This window comes from Paraburkholderia lycopersici (genome assembly GCF_900096975.1).
Lineage (GTDB): Bacteria > Pseudomonadota > Gammaproteobacteria > Burkholderiales > Burkholderiaceae > Paraburkholderia > Paraburkholderia lycopersici.
The window spans coordinates 38,196-54,570 of sequence record NZ_FMYQ01000017.1 but is presented as its reverse complement, the minus strand read 5'-3'; the positions used below and the strand labels follow the sequence as shown (position 1 = coordinate 54,570).

Genomic DNA, 16,375 nt, shown 5'->3' with positions numbered 1-16,375 from the left:
CGCTACGCGCGCGGCGTGGTTTCCGAAGCGTGCGTCACCGGCAACGCCGACGCGGGCAAGCCGAACACGGCGTCGAAGATCAGGTTGTAGAGGTAGGCGTAGACGAGAAAGAACACCGAGAGGCCGATGTCCATCAGGAACGCCTCGGCAAGCGGTACGCGCAGCGTGAGCGCGATCATCGGCACGAGAAATACGATGAGGCCGCCCTCGAAGCCGGCGGCATGGGCGATGCGGCGCGCGACGCCGCGGCCGCGCTTCGTCTGGCGCGCTTCCCAGCGCTCGAACAGCACGTTGTAGACGAAGTTCCAGCCCACCGCGATCAGCGACGAGAACACCGCCGCCGCGCTGGCGCGATCCATGCCACTGCCCGACAGCGAGGCGAAACTCGTACCGGTGATGAGGATCGCGATGCCCTCGAACAACGCGACGTACACGATCCGGCGTTTGATGCCTTGCATGGACTGGCGCTCCTGATACGAATACGAATCCTGCATTGCCCCCGGTGGTTCGAATCGCCGCGACTCCCGCGAGCGCGGCGCAGACCGTCCCGAATCAACCGAGATCGGTAAATACCGTCGCCGCGGGCAAGCGCGACTTCGGCAGCTTCGCGTTGAAGTCGTCGGCGCTGCGGTAGCCAAGGCCGATCACCACGAGCGCGGTGAGGCCCTGCTCGCGCAGGCCCAGTTCTTCGTCGAGGGCGTTCGCGTCGAAACCTTCCATCGGGCAGGCGTCGATTTCGAGCGTCGATGCGCCGATCAGCAGCGTGCCGAGCGCGAGATACGCCTGCTTTTCCATCCACGCCGCCAGGTCGCCGCGCTCGCGATGCAGGTTCACGTAGAACGAGCGCGTCTTTTCCTGGCCCGCCTTCGCTTCGGCGTTCGCGAAGCGCCCGTCGGCCGCTTCCTGCGCGAGCACCTGGGCGAGATGCGCTTCGTCCATGTCGGTGCGCACGCACAGCACCATCACGTGCGAGGCGCGGCTGACCTTCGGTTCGTTGTATGCGAAACCTTCCATGCCCCTGGCGATCCGTGCCCGGGCGGCGTCGCTTTCGGCCACCACGAAGTGCCACGGCTGCGAGTTCACCGACGACGGGCTGAAGCGGATCAGTTCCTTGAGTTCTTCGATGACGGCGGCGGGAATCTTGCGAGCGGGGTCGAACGCCTTGGCGGCGTGGCGTGCTTTCGCGAAGCGGGTGAGATTCAAGTCGTTTTCTCCTTCGTGGCCGGTCGGCCGAGGTTCGCACCGGCGGTTTGCACCAGTTTTCGGCAAGGCCGACATCGTACCAGCATGCGGCACAGCGCGCGCGACCCGGCCCGCGGGGCTGCGGGGCCGCTCAGCGCGCCCCGCGTGCCTGCGCTATGCTTGACCGCTGCACCGCGAGCTGCCCGCTCTTTCTCGCGCGGCGGTCCGCCAGGGAGAATCGATCATGCGCCAGGCCATTCATCATCTGCAGGTGAGCACGTGCACGCGCGGGCTTGTCGAAATCAGCGGCGAGGTCCGCGCGTTCGTGCGCGAACAGCGCATCGGCACCGGCCTGCTCACGCTTTTCTGCCGCCACACGTCGGCGTCGCTGCTGATCCAGGAGAACGCCGATTCCTCGGTGCGCCGCGACATCGAACGTTACTTCGAACAGCTCGCCCCCGAAGATCCCCGGCGCTACGAGCACGACACCGAAGGCGCCGACGACATGCCCGCGCATCTGCGCACGGCGCTCACGCACACGCAGCTCTCGATTCCGGTCGAGCACGGCGAACCCGTGCTGGGCACATGGCAGGGGATCTACCTGTTCGAGCATCGGCGGCAGGCACACGCGCGCGACGTCGTGCTCCACCTGATCGGCCAGTGAGCGCCGCCCGCCGGAGGGGCGCGAAACGCGTTAGTCCGGCGGCCCGGCGCATTCGCGCAAGCCGCGCATGCAAGCGCTATGCTACGGCTTTCGTTCAACCGTACCACCGAGGGTTGCCCCCATGAAACAGTCCGCCGGATCCATGATTTCCTTTACCCGCCCTGACGGCCAGACGCTCCAGGGTTATCTCGCCAAACCCGAAAAGACCGAGGGCGCGCCCGCCATCGTCGTGATTCAGGAGTGGTGGGGCTTGAACGACCAGATTCGCGGCGTGGCCGACCGGCTCGCGCAAGCGGGCTATCTGGCGCTCGTGCCCGACCTCTATCGCGGCAAGAGCACGGTCGAACAGGAAGAGGCCCACCATCTGATGACCGGCCTCGACTTCGCGGACGCGGCTTCGCAGGACGTGTACGGCGCGGTCACCTACCTGAAGACGCTCACGGATCGCGTGGGCGTGACCGGCTACTGCATGGGCGGCGCGCTCACGCTGCTCGCGGCCACCATGATCCCGGGCCTGTCGGGCGCCGTGGTGTGGTACGGCTTCCCGCCGCTCGAATACATCGACGCGAGCAAGATCACCGCGCCGGTCCTCGGCCACTTCGCGACCCAGGACCAGGCGTTCAGCATCGAAACCGTGGCGACGCTCGAAACGAAGCTCAAGGACGCCGACGTCGATGTCGAGTTCCATCGCTATCTCGCTCACCATGCCTTCGCGAACGAGACCGCCGTAGGCCCGAACCGCATCGCCATCACGCAGTACGACCCCGTCTGGGCGCAGCTCGCCTGGGATCGTTCGCTGACATTCTGGGGCCGCACGCTGTGGCCGCGGCGCACGGCGCGCTAAGCCCCGACGGCAGCGCCCGCGCGCAAATCCGTCGCGGGCGGGGCCAGCGTCGCCTCGCTTCGCGGCCGATGCCGGTTTGCCTTGCGGCGGCTACGTCCTCTTCGCGTTCTCGCGAAAGATCACGTGACGCCGCGTCTCCCTCGCGGTCTTTGCCCGCCCATCCATAAGCACCGGCCTGCGCCGCGCGAAAGAGCCTCAAACCATGAAAATCATCCGCTCGAAAACCTTCACGGCGGCCCGGCCCTGGGGTGCGCTCGACATCGCCAGCATGAACGGCACCACCGTGCGCCTGCACTGGACCGACAAGCCCTACACGTGGCACGTCAACGACGGCGAGGAAGTATTCGCCGTGCTCGACGGCGTGGTCGACATGCACTACCGCGAGCGCGGCGCCGAACGTATCGCCGTGCTCGAAGCCGGCGACATTTTCTTCGCGGGCGTCGGCTGCGAGCACGTCGCCCATCCGCGCGGCGAGGCGCGCATTCTCGTGGTCGAGCGCGAAGGAAGCGTGTGAGCGGCGCCCTGGGCCCAAAACACGGCGCGCGCCATTTCCACTACACTTGGCGGCCTGCCGGCGCCTCCGCTTCGCGCGCCGCATCGCCCAAGGACTCCAAGGACCTCGCATGAACAACCTTTCCGCGTTTCCCGTCACCAGGAAGTGGCCTGCGCAACATCCGGAGCGTATCCAGCTCTATTCGCTGCCCACGCCCAATGGCGTCAAGGTGTCGATCATGCTCGAGGAAAGCGGGCTCCCCTATGAGCCGCATCTGGTGCGCTTCGATGCGAACGACCAGATGTCGCCGGAATTTCTCTCGCTGAATCCCAACAACAAGATTCCCGCGATCCTCGATCCGAACGGCCCTGGCGGCGAGCCGCTCGCGCTCTTCGAGTCGGGCGCGATCCTCATCTATCTCGCCGACAAATGCGGACGCTTCCTCGCCCGCGAGGGCGCGGCGCGCTACGAGACGATCCAGTGGGTCATGTTCCAGATGGGCGGCATCGGCCCGATGTTCGGCCAGGTGGGCTTCTTCTACAAGTTCGCGGGCAAGGAATACGAGGACAAGCGTCCGCGCGACCGTTACGTTGCCGAGTCGCGCCGCCTGCTCGGCGTGCTCGACCAGCGCCTTGCCGGGCGCCAATGGATCATGGGCGACGAGTACACCATCGCCGACATGGCCACGTTCGGCTGGGTACGCAACCTCGTCGGCTTCTATGAGGCGGGAGACCTCGTGGGCTATGCGGACTTCAGGAACGTCGCGCGCGTGCTCGATGCGTTCCTCGCGCGCCCGGCGGTCGAGCGCGGGCTCAACATTCCGGCGCGCGGCTAAGGCCAACGCCTCCGCGCCGGGCGCGGCGCATCACGGCTACGTCGCTTTCACGCGCCACAACCGTGGTCGGCCACTTCGGCCGCCGCGCATTCCACGGTTTTGCGATCGTCGGCGCGCGCGAGCACGAATTTAGCCGCGGCCACGTAGGGATTGAGCCCGATGGCCGCGCACGAGCCAGCCCTGCGCGGGCAGCGGCGCGCCGGGAGCCGGCCCGAGGGCCGCCGGCGCGCCCGGTTGCTGCGCGAATGCGAGGGGCGTGGGCACGCCCAGCCACAGCGTCGCGAGCCAAGGCCCGGTTGCATCGCATCTTCAATCGCAAGCTCCCGTCTATTCGCAACCCATGCGTTCGGCCCGTTGTTCCGCGCGCCTGGGCATGCTGACGGTGGACCTTCATTTCGTGCGTCGCGTGCGGTCTCCCGTGCTGGAAATGCGGACCGTCCGCAGCCGGGCGCGGCTTCATAGCGCGCGCGGCTCAAACGCCGCGTGACGCATCGCCGGTATGGCTCGCGGGAGGCGGCCCGCCATCGATGAGCCCGAGCCGCTCGAGATCGTGAGCGAGGGAATCGGCATCGACGAACTGGCGCGCCTGCAGGCCGGCTTCGAGCGCGCCCGTCACATTGGCCTGGCTGTCGTCGATAAAGAGCGTCGCCTGCGGCGTTGCGCCGAGCTGCGCGACGCAGCCAAGGTAAGTCTGCGCGGCCGGCTTGACCGCGCCGAATGCCGCCGAGGAATAGATCCGCGCGCCGAACAGCCGGGCAACGGGCGGATTCAGATAGTCGAGGTAATCGGTGACGAGCGGGGAATTGTTGGTCAGCACGGCGATATGCGAACGCGTCGCCACGCGCTGCGCCAGCGCGAGCGCCGCCTCGTTCGGCGTGATCGAGGCGCGGCGCGAGGCGAGCCAGGCATCGCGGCTCACCGCGCGGCCCAGCACGGCGCCGAGCGCGCGCAAATAGTCGTCGGGATCGAGTTCGCCCGCGTCGGCGCGTGCTTCGAGGCCCGAGCCCCAGATCGCATGACGGACGGCCTCGGGCGGCGCGCCGGTCGAGGCCGCCAGGCTCGCGACACGCGCGTCGCGGTCGTAGTACGACAGCACGCCTTCCAGGTCGAACAGGACTACGCTGATCGCCGCCATCTGCCGCTCCCGCCCGAGATGTCCCACCATGTCCGTCGCCGATCATACCGCCGCGGCACTGCGCGCGGCGCGCCATGATCGCACCCGAAACCGCCAGGCGATTTTGGGTAAACTGGGGCGCATGGACACCTGCCGTTACTGCGGAAAACTGCGCGACGAATGGGATTGCCACGGGCCGGCGTGCCGCCGGGCGATCGCGCAGGCGCTGCAGCGCCAGCGCAAGGGGTTGCCGATGGTGCCGAACGTGATTCGCAACGAGATACCCGCCGACGCCACCACTGGCCAGATCATCACCGTGCTTTCGCGCCAGCGCATGCGTGCGCGGCGCGGCAACGAAGAGCGGCGCGAGCGCAAGGCGCTCGACAAGGCCGACGGCGAGTGACGCTCGCGCGCTGCGCGGCCCCCGCGTCATTCCTGCGGTTCGATCACTGCCGCTCCGGCCTGCCGGCACGGCGCGCAGCATGCCCGCACGCCTGCTCACATGGGCCGGCCGCCGAAAGCGCCTCGGCGGCCGCGCTGAAGCTCGCCCGGTGCGTAACCATACCGAATACGCGCAGATCGTCGACTTCGGACGATGCCGCCGGCCCGGGCGCTTTCGCCTCTGCCGGCGCCTTCGTCACAGTGCAGCCGCCACCGCCGCGCCCAGTTCCGCCGTGTTCGCCGTGCCGCCCATGTCGGGCGTGCGCGGGCCTTCCACCAGCACCTTTTCGATGGCCATCATGATCGCGTCGTGCGCGGCCTTGTGTTGCGCGTCGCCGTTGCCGAGGAAGTCGAGCATCATCGCGCCCGACCAGATCATCGCAATCGGATTGGCGATCTGCCTGCCGAAAATGTCGGGCGCCGAGCCGTGCACCGGCTCGAACAGCGAGGGAAACGCGCGCTCCGGGTTCAGGTTCGCCGACGCCGCGAGGCCGATCGTGCCCGTGCACGCAGGTCCGAGATCCGAGAGAATGTCGCCGAACAGGTTCGACGCCACCACCACGTCGAAGCGATCGGGCTGCAGCACGAAACGCGCGCACAGAATGTCGATGTGCTGCTTGTCCCACTTCACGTCGGGATACGCCCCGGCCATCGCGGCCACGCGCTCGTCCCAGTACGGCATGCTGATCGAAATGCCGTTGGACTTCGTGGCCGCCGTGAGTTTCCTGCGTCCGCGCTGGTTCGCGAGTTCGAACGCGTATTTGAGAATGCGGTCCACGCCCTGGCGCGTGAACACCGACTCCTGCAGCACGAACTCGCGCGCCGTGCCTTCGAACATCTTGCCGCCCACCGAGCTGTATTCGCCCTCGGTGTTCTCGCGCACCACGACAAAGTCGATGTCGCCGGGCTTGCGGTTGGCGAGCGGACACGGCACGCCCGGCAGCAGACGCACGGGGCGCAGGTTCACGTACTGGTCGAACTCGCGGCGGAATTTCAGCAGCGAGCCCCACAGCGAGATGTGGTCGGGCACCTTGTCGGGCCAGCCGACCGCGCCGAAATAGATGGCGTCGAAACCCCTGAGCGTGGCGAACCAGTCGTCGGGCATCATCTTGCCGTGCTGCAGGTAATAGTCGCAGCTCGCCCAGTCGAAGTGCGTGAATTCGAGGTTCAGGCCGAACCGCGCGGCGGCGGCCTGAACCACGCGCACGCCCTCGGGCATCACTTCCTGGCCGATGCCGTCGCCGGCGATCGCGGCGATTCTGAATGTCTTGCTCATGTCTCGTTCTCCGTTTCCCTGCGGTTGCCTGCGGTTGCCTGTCCTGCGGCGCGGACCGCGCGTGGCCCGCGTCGCGCCGGCGCCAGCATGCCGGAAACGCGGCGGCAGCCAGCCCCGCCGGCGCGGACCGATTCCACGCGAATCGTGAATAATCGCACGAGTGCTGGCGCTGGTCCACGCGCCCGCCTGGGCGCGCGACGGCCGCCCGACGCAGACGACATGGGGCCTCGATCCGCGATCTCGCCTAAACTCACGCTTTGCTCCACCGTTCGGTCCTTTGGACCGGCACATTTTCCGATCGACTGATTTATGTTCTCGCTCTCCGACACCCTGCCCACCGACAAGCCCGCCCTCTACGAAACGCTCGCCGCCCAGGCGCGCTCGTTGATCGAGGGCGAAACCGACGTCATCGCGAACGCGGCGAACTTCGCCTCGCTCGTGTTCCATTCGCTCGAAGGCCTGAACTGGGCGGGGTTCTATTCCTTCGACGGCACCGAGCTCGTGGTCGGACCGTTCCAGGGCAAGCCGGCATGCGTGCGCATTGCGCTCGGCAAGGGCGTATGCGGCACGGCGGCCGCCACGCGGCAAACGCAGGTGGTGCCCGACGTGCATGCGTTTGCGGGCCACATTGCTTGCGACTCGGCTTCGCAGTCCGAGATCGTCGTGCCGCTCGTCACGCCGGACGGCGAACTGATCGGCGTGTGGGACGTGGACAGCCCGTATCTCGCGCGCTTCGACGAAGAAGATGCGAAGGGCATGGAGTTGCTCTGCCGCACGTTCATCGAGTACGGCTGGAAGCGTGGCTGAGCACGAGGCCGCCCAGCGCCGTCGATAAAACCTGGAAGGCGGCGCGCCGTGTGCGCGCCGCCGCTACCGTTGCGCAAGCGCTCCGGCCAACGCGAGCGCCACGTTCATGCGCTGCTGCACATAGGCCCGTGCGTCGCGCGAAAACACGTTGGGCATGCTGAGCGTCGGCGCGAATTTCATCAGGATGTCGAATCATTACCGTGCGCGTTCGCCTTGACGAAATCGACGAACGCGCGCAGCGGCGCCGGCAAGTGACGCCGCCCCGGATAGTAGAGAAACGGCCCCGGAAACGACACGGCCCAGTCGTCGAGCAACGGCACGAGCGCGCCGCGCGCGATATGCGGCAGCAGCATTTCCTCGTACAGATGCACGACGCCGATGCCGTCGAGCGCCATGCCGATCACGAGGTCGAGCGCAGCGCCCGGACGCACCACGAGCGGCGCGGGCGGATCGAGGCGCAACAGCTCGCCGTCGCGCTCGAAATGCCAGAGCGGCATCGCGCCGCCCGCAAACTGCACGCGCAGGCACGCATGCCCCAGCAGTTCGCGCGGATGCTCGGGCCGCCCGCGCGCCGCCAGGTACGCGGGCGACGCGGCCGTCGCGAAGCGCTCCACACGCGGCCCGACCGGAATCGCGATCATGTCCTGCTCGAGCCGCTCGTCGTAGCGGATGCCGGCGTCGCAGCCGATCGCGAGCACGTCGACGAAACCGTCCTCCACCACCACTTCCACGCGAATCTCGGGATACGCGCGATGGAACGGCGCCAGCACGCCGGGCAGGATGGTGCGCGCCGCGCTCGCCGGCACATTGAGCTTGAGCGTGCCAGCGGGCTTCTCGCGGTAGCCGTTGAGCACGTCGAGCGCCGCTTCCATCTCGCTGAAGAGCGGCGTGATCGATTCGAGCAGACGCTGCCCCGCTTCGGTCGGCGCGACGCTGCGCGTGGTGCGGTTCAGGAGGCGCAGGCCGAGCTTCGCCTCCAGCCGCCGCACGGCCGTGCTGAGGCTCGAAGCGGAGACGCCGCCCGCGCGCGCCGCGTCGCGAAAGCCGCCCGCGCTCGCCACCGAAACGAAAGCGGCCAGATCGTTCATCTCCATCGGCATGGTTCACCCCGCATTGTTCAAGATTGCGCACAGCCTGTTCGAATCCGATGGGATTATCGGACAATTCGAACGCGCCCATACTGCGGGCATTCGTCAACCGAGGAGAGCGCAATGCCGAAACGAAGAAACCCCGCAGGCACGTATGAGCTGGCCGGCCGCCAGGTGAACCGCATGGGCTACGGCGCCATGCAGCTGGCCGGCCCCGGCGTGTTCGGGCCGCCGAAGGACCGCGCACAGGCTGTCGCGGTGCTGCGCGAGGCCCTGGCGCTGGGCGTCGATCACATCGACACAAGCGACTTCTACGGACCGCACGTGACGAACCAGATCATCCGCGAAGCGCTGCACCCGTATGCGCAGAACCTCACGATCGTGACCAAGGTGGGCGCCGTGCGCGACGACAAGGGCGCGTGGCTGCCGGCGCTGGAGCCCGCCGATATCGAGCGCGCCGTGCACGACAATCTGCGCAACCTCGGGCTCGAAGCGCTCGACGTAGTGAACCTGCGCATCATGGGCGACGTCCACAAGCCCGCCGAAGGGCCGGTGGAGCGGCAGGTCGAGGCGCTGGCCGCGCTGCGCGAACGCGGGCTCGTGCGCCATGTCGGCCTCTCCAATGCGACCGCGACGCAGATCGCGGCGGCTCGGCGCGTCATGCCTATCGTGTGCGTGCAGGGCTAACAGCAATCCCTTAATCTCCCCAAGACCCACCAGCAACGTGAGGAGAAACGAAGGCTCGTGTCCTGGCGCCCCCGATGCTCCCCCTCGCTCCCCGACAGATTGTTGGCAACGCGTGGTGAAGCCGGGTGTACCGTAATTGCACCAGGAGAGGCCTCAAATGAACAGCACGGAACGCACAAATGTGCGCCCTTTAAAAGTGGCCGATGCCTCGCTCAAAGCGCTTCAGCCGGGCCATAGACCCCATAAGTGTTCCGTCGGCGGGGGACTGTATCTGCTCGTTTCAACTGCCGGAAGCAAGACGTGGAACATGGCCTACCGGTTCGGTGGCCGTCAACGAACGCTGAAAATCGGGTTGTTCCCTTACGTGAACCTCGCCGAAGCTCGCTTGCTCGCATATGAGGCACATAAGCTGCTTGCCGTGGGCATAGACCCGGTTGCTGCTCGTGAGAAAGAACGGCTGATGAACGTTCAGGCACACGCCGAGACGCTCGGCGCGTTGTGCGCTGAATGGTTAGAACATCGCCGAGGCAGCGTTGCCGACTACACCTTCGGACAGTCAAAAACATGGCTCGAGCGATACGTCGTTAGCCGCGACATCGGCAACCTGCCCGTTGCGGAAATCACCGCGGCGCACGTTCACCAGTTGGTCAGGGGCGTCGCTAACGGCAGCATTCGCACAGGCTTCGAGCGGCAGAACGGAAGCACGTATGTTGCGGGCAAACTCAAGCAGCTGCTCGGACAGGTGTTCCGCTATGCGATCAGCTCGGGGCGCGCGCAAAACAATCCAGCTACGATGATCGCCCTGAGCGATGCGGTTAAGCCCAGGAGAGTCCGGCACAACAAAGCCCTACCGCCCTCCCAGATGTGCGCGTTGCTCGATCGTATCGACAGCGAGAACAGGATGCTAACCACGCGGACGCTTGCAGCGACGATACTCCTAAGCGCATGCCGCACCGGAGAGGCGTTACAGGCACGTTGGGGTGAATTTGACTTCGAGAATGCACTCTGGAGTATTCCGGCCTCCCGGATGAAAAACAAACAGCCGCACTCCTTTCCACTATCCGCCCAACTGGCTGCTCGGTTGCTGATACTTCGCTCGATTTCACAAAAAACGAACGCCGAAGATTACGTTTTTTATAGTTCGAAGGCCAAGATACTTCCGCACCTGTCACGCGGGGCAGTTAACGCGATCTTCGCCCAAATGGGACTGAATGAAGAAAGCAACAACTGGTTCCGCGCGCATGGTGCTCGCGGGTCGATCGCAGTATGGGCTTATGAAAGTGGCCGGTGGCGTTCCGAGGTCATCGAATGCTATCTGAGCCACGTCGAGCGCAACAAAGTCAAATTAGCCTACACCAATGCCACGAAGTATCTCTCTGAGCGTCGCGATCTTGCGCAGCGATGGGCCGATCTTATCGATCCGTTAACAGCGACAGCCAACACCAGGCAGAATGCGGCCTAAGCTCTGTCAGGGAACCTATGTGGATTGCGCACGAAGCGAAGAAACGCGGGTTCCCGGTGTGTTGCCGTATTGGCCGAGGGCAGACCAACGCGTGGCCATGCCAACCGTCCCGTTGCCCCGACGCGGAGACAAAGCGCTAACCCCAGAGCGCATAGTAAGCGTGGCAGCAGCGACGTCTTGACTAGAGATCGTGATCTTCAGTCTGCGGTGCGGAGCTGAGCGGCAACGACCCACGGTGCGAGTTCGTCGATGCGGTTGATCGCATGGTCTGCGATGCGCGCGAGCACGTAGCGTAGATACGCTTCAGGTCAGATCGATACCGTTGAGTTTTGCGGTGCCAACGAGGCTGTAGATTGCGGCGGCACGCTCGCCGCCGGAGTCTGTTCCGGCCAACTGGCTGTTCGCAAGTTCACTGCAAGCGGGGCAGCGTGGCTGCCGCGATCATGAGCCTGCTGCGCTCGGCGCAACTCAACGGGCACGACCCGCACGCGTATCTCAAGGACATCCTCACGCGCTTGCCCACGCACAGGGCCAGCGACATTGCCGCGTTGTTGCCGCATCGCTGGCAGCAGAAACCCACAGTCGCCTACCCTACTTGGCCACCTTCAGGTCGGAGGAGGCATTACTATTGATCCGACTACTACGTCAACGACGCGATGACGTTGCGCATTCCTTCGGCAACGACGGCCGACGCGATGGTGTCCTACGATGTCAGCGATTCTCACTTTGCCCTCAATGTGATAAGCCTCACCGACGCGCTGGCTTACAGTTCGGCGTTCTCCAACGGCTATGCCACGCCGACGGCGGGACGAACGATAACCTTCACAGCCGGCCTCCGCGATGGTTGCCTACCTAGCACTCTTTAGCCCCTGAAATTGGCCGACAGCGGCCTCGTTGCTACCATCGATGGGACATTCCGTCGACGATCCCGAATTGATTTTGACATGTAGCGGGTAACGTGTAATATACTACCTGTCACATGATATACTCACTCACGGTCGGGCACAGTGACGACACCCACCGGCTCTCGACGATATAGCAATGGCTCATTCATCAGCACTGCCCCACCAAGCGCTCGAGTGGCTCGCGCGAAGCGAACGCCAACCGTGCGTTGCGGTTGACTCACACACCGGCGGCAACCCCACTCGCATCGTCTTGTCCGGCATCGACCTGCCCGCCGATGTCGGGACGGTCGATGTCGCACGTGCCTGGCTGCGCGACCACGCCGACTTCTGGCGAACGCGGCTAGTTCACGAACCGCGTGGCGGCGGCCTCACCTGCGCGGTCCTGCCAATCGAAACAACGGAAGACGACTGCGATATCGGCGCCGTCATTCTCGAACCAGGCTCCTATCCGCCGATGTGCGGCCATTGCATGATCGGTTTCGCGTCGGTTATCGTAGAAATGGACCTGCTTCCGCACGCGTGGAACGAAGATCATACCCACGCGGCGTTTCGAATCCGCACGCCAGCTGGTCCTGTCGGCATCGAAGCCCGCAAGGAAGACGGCAAGTTCACGACTGTCACGCTGACGAACGTCGAGTCGTTCACGGCGGGTCGCCACGATCATGTGGTCAACGGCGTGAAGGCGTCCGTCGAACTGCTGTACGGCGGCGACTACTACATCAGCGTCGACGCCGACACAATCGGCCTCTCCCTCGATCGCTCGAATGCCACGGAAATCGTGCGCGTCGCGCGCGAATTGCGCGCGTCCTATACCGAAGGCGGCGTGCGCGATCCGCTGAGCGGCGACACGCTGGACGTCTACCAGGTGCTGTTCTATCAGCACGATCCGGCATCGACCGCGCGCGTGAAGATCGTCGTGGTCGCGCCGCCCGGCGTGATCGACCGTTCGCCGTGCGGCACGGGGTCGAGCGCGGTGTTCGCCAAATTCGTCACCGAAGGCCTGCTCAAGCCCGAGGACACGTTGACGACACAGAGCATCATCGGCTCCACGTTCACCGTCACGGCAAAGCAGGTTCGGGACACGCCCGGCCGCCGCTTCATCACGCCCGCATTGACGGGGCGCGCCTATATCAACGGATTTTTGACCATTGCAGCCGACGCGGACGACGAATTCGCCGATGGCTTCGCTCCGCTTTAATTTTTTACTTTCGACAAGGAATTTCTTATGGCACTGAGAGGCGTACTTTCCGCGATCGTGACCCCGTTCGACAACCACGGCGAAATCGACGAAGCCGCGCTGCGCGCGCTGGTGGATCAAGGTATCGAGGACGGTGTCGACGGCTTCGTTCCCGCCGGCGGTACCGGTGAATTCTCCGTGTTGTCGCATCAGGAGCGGATCAAGCTGGTCGACGTCGTCGTCGAGCAAACGGCCGGACGCGCGACGGTGCTCGCGCATACGGGCGCGACGTCGTCGCGAGAAGCGATCGAACTGTCCCGTCACGCGGAGCGCGCGGGTGCGACGGCCATCATGCTCGCGACGCCGTACTACGAACGCATCGGGTATGAAGAAGCGTTCGCTTACTATGCCGCCGTCGCGGAGGCAACGAGTCTGCCGATTTGCGCGTACAACTTCCCGCCGTCGACGGGCCTACATCTGAACGTCAACTTCCTGGTGCGTCTCGCCACCGAGATTCCGCAGGTAAAGTACGTGAAGGACTCGTCTGCCGACATCGGCCAGATGAACGCACTGCTCTACGACCACGCCGACAAGATCACCTTCTTCAACGGCGAAGACATCATCATGTTGCCCGCGCTCACGCTCGGCGCACCCGGCATGGTGATGGGCATAGCGAACTTCGCCGCTCCGGCACTCGCCCTGCTCTTCAAGGCGAGCCAGGCAAAAGACGACGCGACGATTGCGTCCATCTGGCGTCAGATCAATCCGCTGATTCGCGTACTGGGTCAAGCGTCGTACAACAGCGGCGTGAAGGCGGCCTGCGAATTGCTGGGTCTGCGTGTCGGCTCGGTGCGCGCGCCCGTCCCGGCTTACACGCAGCCCCAACTGGCGGCCTTGAAGAACGCCCTAGCGAAGATCGACCCGGCACTGCTGACGAAGGCAGCCCGCTAACACGCCGCACGACGGTAGTTTCGAGGGGCAAGGCGGCGCGATGGATTCGCGCCGCCTTGCACTTTCGCTTTTGCGTTCGCGGCAGAAAGCGATCGGCATAGGCCAGCCGTCTGGCTGCGCGCCTGCCACAGGGCATGCGGGTCCGCACCGGGCGGTTCGGGGAGTTGAGGTTACGAGAGTCGGGGTACGCTCAGCCGATCGAAGTGAGCGATGGTCAACACGCTTTTGAGCAGCCGGTCACTATTGCGCCACCAGCGGCGACTGTTAGCCGCCACCTGTTGCGCTACAGCGCACGGCGCTCCCCGCATACGCAGTTCCCGGTAAATCGCGATGCCACGGCGCCAGTGTTTGAGCTGGATGGCACGCAACCGGTGGCGCATCCATTTATCCAGTTCCAACCAGACTCGTGGCGTTTGCGCCAACCGGAAGTACGCCTTCCAACCCTGCACATAAGACCGTAGCTGCTCCACGACTGCCGTCATGCTGCGCCCGCCATTGCGACAGGTCAGTCCACGAATGCGGCGTTTGAACGCCAGCAGCGGTGTGGCCGCCACCTTGCGTTTGACCAGTCCGCCCGCAGCCACCCACGGGCCGTAGCCCAGAAACTTGCTACCAAACGCACTCGCCACTGCGCTTTTGGTCTCGTTGACCTTTAGCCGCAGCCGGCCATACAGGCGTCGCAGCATTGCCATCACCCGCTCACCCGCCCGGCGACTACGAACATAAACATTCGCGTCGTCGGCATGGCGCGCAAAGCAATGGCCCCGCCGCTCCAGTTCGACACCGTCGCGCTGCCAGGCACGAGGCGAGATCTCCCCAGGTAAGAACGCACTCCTTCACAGCACAACCGCCTGATCTACGCCTGCGCTCCTTGATCACAAGAGCTTCGCGGTTTTATGCCCGCTCGCCCTGCTCGGCAGCGCCTTCTATGCAGTTCTTGTTCATCGGCTCACGATTTACGCTCCACGCTTCCTTCCCACACTCGGTCGCCCTCATGCAGTTGCGCTTCACTTCATTCGCTGTGACCAGCTCATGGCGGGACTTGCACCCGCAGGAGTGCGCCCATGCTGGGCGCACCCATAAAAAAGGCAGAACGCCTCGCGGCATTCTGCCCAATCCCTTCTTCGCGGCAGTCTCCTGCGCGTATTGGCAAGAAGGGCTGCGTGAAATCTTAGAACTTGTGAACGATGCCCACGCGCGTGGCCAGCTGATGATTGCTCGACGATGCCGTGCCGGTCACGCCGTCAAAGATATCGGCAGGTTGTCCCGCGCCCGCTGCAATCTGATAGGTCGCCATCGCATAGACGAATGTGCGCTTCGTCAACGTGTATTCGACCGTCGAGGCGATCTGGTGATACTTCGGTTTGGCGGACGAATAACCGATGCTTCCGTCCGTGAACGAATAGCCCAGCCCGGCGGAAAGAGCCGGCGTGAACTGGTACGAACCGAACGCCTCGTACGTGGCGAACCGCACGGTGGCATTCGTGCCGTTGGCCTGACCGAACAGCACGTTCGAATAGTTGATGCCGATGCTCGCGGCCCCCAGCTTGTACGTCGCGCCCACCGCCATGATCTGCTCGTTCGCCGGCTGACCGACGTAGCTGAACGCGCCGGTCGCACCGACCGCCGCGCCTGTCGTATTGGGAACGTAATTGCCCGACAGCAGCGTGCCCGGTTGCTTCACATGAAGGTAAGCGGCACCCACCGTGAGATCAGCGCCGCTGTAGCTCGCGCCCACGCTGTAGAGGCCAATCTTGCTAGTACCAGGCGAGTTCGAATTGGTCATGCCGATCAAGCCGCCGAAGGTCAACCCATGAATGTTGGGACTCATGTACTTGAGCGAATTGTCGACGCGGAACGAGTTTGCGCTGTTGTCGACGTCGCCGGCGTGCCACGCGCCACCCCACGCACCGTCCATCGTGACCGGCTGGTAGAAGTCGACCACGGATTCGTACTGGCGGCCGGCGGTCACCGTACCTAACTGGTCGCTGGACAAGCCCACGTAGGCCTGGCGCCCGAACTCGCGGCCGCCCTGCGCGAGCGTGCCGTTGATCACGTTGAAGCCGTTCTCGAGCTTGAAGACGGCTTTCAGGCCGCCGCCGAGGTCTTCCGTTCCCTGAAGGCCCCAGCGGCTACCGTAGATGCCGTCATAGGTGCCGTCCTGCATGTGCCAGAGCTGGTGTCCGCCACTGTTATTGTTGAAGTCGATGCCAACGTCGATCACGCCGTACAACGACACCGACGACTGTGCATAGGCGCCCGCGCAGGCGAAGCTGGCCGCGAATGCCGTGAGGATACTTTTCTTGTTGCATTTGAACACTTTTCTTCTCCGAGGGAACTGCCGTTGACGTTTAATCTCTCTATTTATAAGTTTCGTATACCTAAGTATGAAGACGGGCGTGCGTATTCCCGCCCGATGCGGCCTCGGCTTTTGCGAGCCGAAGTCAAC

The 16,375-nt window shown here is 64.7% G+C and carries 15 protein-coding genes and 4 pseudogenes; 11 read left to right on the top strand and 8 right to left on the bottom strand.

The genetic code is table 11. The features are described 5' to 3' along the window. Nucleotides 1–2: 2 nt before the first annotated feature. Together BLU17_RS18715 and nfsB are read right to left on the bottom strand one after the other, a co-directional pair. Complete coding sequence (locus BLU17_RS18715) at nt 3–458, bottom strand: PACE efflux transporter (RefSeq protein ID WP_091999685.1); 456 nt, start codon at nt 456–458, stop codon at nt 3–5. A gap of 94 nt (nt 459–552) precedes the next feature. Then, nucleotides 553–1,203 (bottom strand): oxygen-insensitive NAD(P)H nitroreductase, encoded by a 651-nt coding sequence (nfsB, locus tag BLU17_RS18710; RefSeq protein WP_091999472.1) that lies wholly within the window; start codon nt 1,201–1,203, stop codon nt 553–555. A gap of 223 nt (nt 1,204–1,426) precedes the next feature. On the opposite strand from nfsB, the gene BLU17_RS18705 reads away from it, so the two are divergent. The 4 genes from BLU17_RS18705 (at nt 1,427) to BLU17_RS18690 (ending at nt 4,018) form a co-directional block, all read left to right on the top strand. Continuing rightward, complete coding sequence (locus tag BLU17_RS18705) at nt 1,427–1,846, top strand: secondary thiamine-phosphate synthase enzyme YjbQ (RefSeq protein ID WP_091999469.1); 420 nt, start codon at nt 1,427–1,429, stop codon at nt 1,844–1,846. A 121-nt stretch (nt 1,847–1,967) separates the two neighbouring features. Beyond that, on the top strand, nt 1,968–2,690 hold the full coding sequence (locus tag BLU17_RS18700) for a dienelactone hydrolase family protein (RefSeq protein WP_091999466.1): 723 nt from the start codon (nt 1,968–1,970) through the stop codon (nt 2,688–2,690). Nucleotides 2,691–2,892: 202 nt separating this feature from the next. Continuing rightward, nucleotides 2,893–3,204, top strand: coding sequence for a cupin domain-containing protein (locus BLU17_RS18695; RefSeq protein WP_091999463.1), 312 nt, complete (start codon nt 2,893–2,895; stop codon nt 3,202–3,204). A 109-nt stretch (nt 3,205–3,313) separates the two neighbouring features. Then, on the top strand, nt 3,314–4,018 hold the full coding sequence (locus tag BLU17_RS18690) for a glutathione S-transferase N-terminal domain-containing protein (protein WP_091999460.1): 705 nt from the start codon (nt 3,314–3,316) through the stop codon (nt 4,016–4,018). A 472-nt stretch (nt 4,019–4,490) separates the two neighbouring features. Here the strand turns inward: BLU17_RS18690 and BLU17_RS18680 are convergent, their stop codons facing one another. Beyond that, on the bottom strand, nt 4,491–5,153 hold the full coding sequence (locus tag BLU17_RS18680) for an HAD family hydrolase (RefSeq protein WP_091999454.1): 663 nt from the start codon (nt 5,151–5,153) through the stop codon (nt 4,491–4,493). Between the two features lie 121 nt (nt 5,154–5,274). On the opposite strand from BLU17_RS18680, the gene BLU17_RS18675 reads away from it, so the two are divergent. After that, the gene (locus BLU17_RS18675; RefSeq protein WP_091999682.1) at nt 5,275–5,535 is read left to right on the top strand and encodes a hypothetical protein; all 261 of its coding nucleotides are present in this window, start codon (nt 5,275–5,277) and stop codon (nt 5,533–5,535) included. A 234-nt stretch (nt 5,536–5,769) separates the two neighbouring features. Here the strand turns inward: BLU17_RS18675 and BLU17_RS18670 are convergent, their stop codons facing one another. Beyond that, nucleotides 5,770–6,849: a tartrate dehydrogenase gene (locus tag BLU17_RS18670; protein ID WP_091999451.1), complete on the bottom strand. Its 1,080-nt coding sequence runs from the start codon at nt 6,847–6,849 to the stop codon at nt 5,770–5,772. Nucleotides 6,850–7,158: 309 nt separating this feature from the next. Here BLU17_RS18670 and BLU17_RS18665 point away from each other — a divergent pair, with 309 nt between their 5' ends. After that, on the top strand, nt 7,159–7,656 hold the full coding sequence (locus tag BLU17_RS18665; RefSeq protein WP_091999448.1) for a GAF domain-containing protein: 498 nt from the start codon (nt 7,159–7,161) through the stop codon (nt 7,654–7,656). Nucleotides 7,657–7,835: 179 nt separating this feature from the next. Here the strand turns inward: BLU17_RS18665 and BLU17_RS18660 are convergent, their stop codons facing one another. Further along, nucleotides 7,836–8,750, bottom strand: coding sequence for a LysR family transcriptional regulator (locus BLU17_RS18660; RefSeq protein ID WP_091999445.1), 915 nt, complete (start codon nt 8,748–8,750; stop codon nt 7,836–7,838). 117 nt (nt 8,751–8,867) lie between these two features. On the opposite strand from BLU17_RS18660, the pseudogene BLU17_RS18655 reads away from it, so the two are divergent. Further along, nucleotides 8,868–9,425: pseudogene (locus BLU17_RS18655) on the top strand (oxidoreductase); the annotation flags it as partial. Between the two features lie 163 nt (nt 9,426–9,588). After that, a complete protein-coding gene (locus BLU17_RS18650) occupies nt 9,589–10,893 on the top strand; it encodes a tyrosine-type recombinase/integrase (RefSeq protein ID WP_091999440.1) in 1,305 nt (434 codons plus the stop codon). Nucleotides 10,894–11,090: 197 nt separating this feature from the next. On the opposite strand, the pseudogene BLU17_RS18645 reads toward BLU17_RS18650, so the two are convergent. Then, a pseudogene (locus BLU17_RS18645) lies at nt 11,091–11,295 on the bottom strand (transposase domain-containing protein); the annotation flags it as partial. On the opposite strand from BLU17_RS18645, the pseudogene BLU17_RS18640 reads away from it, so the two are divergent. From BLU17_RS18640 to BLU17_RS18630, 3 genes and pseudogenes are all read left to right on the top strand, one after another. Continuing rightward, nucleotides 11,282–11,525 (top strand): annotated as a pseudogene (locus BLU17_RS18640) (transposase domain-containing protein); the annotation flags it as partial. The pseudogenes BLU17_RS18645 and BLU17_RS18640 sit on opposite strands and share 14 nt — an antisense overlap. 409 nt (nt 11,526–11,934) lie before the next feature. Continuing rightward, nucleotides 11,935–12,996: a proline racemase family protein gene (locus BLU17_RS18635; protein WP_091999439.1), complete on the top strand. Its 1,062-nt coding sequence runs from the start codon at nt 11,935–11,937 to the stop codon at nt 12,994–12,996. A 27-nt stretch (nt 12,997–13,023) separates the two neighbouring features. After that, the gene (locus BLU17_RS18630) at nt 13,024–13,926 is read left to right on the top strand and encodes a dihydrodipicolinate synthase family protein (RefSeq protein WP_091999436.1); all 903 of its coding nucleotides are present in this window, start codon (nt 13,024–13,026) and stop codon (nt 13,924–13,926) included. Between the two features lie 170 nt (nt 13,927–14,096). On the opposite strand, the pseudogene BLU17_RS18625 reads toward BLU17_RS18630, so the two are convergent. Both BLU17_RS18625 and BLU17_RS18615 read right to left on the bottom strand, forming a co-directional pair. Then, nucleotides 14,097–14,705, bottom strand: a pseudogene (locus tag BLU17_RS18625) (group II intron maturase-specific domain-containing protein); the annotation flags it as partial. Between the two features lie 392 nt (nt 14,706–15,097). After that, a complete protein-coding gene (locus BLU17_RS18615) occupies nt 15,098–16,246 on the bottom strand; it encodes a porin (RefSeq protein ID WP_342713834.1) in 1,149 nt (382 codons plus the stop codon). Nucleotides 16,247–16,375 lie beyond the last annotated feature (129 nt).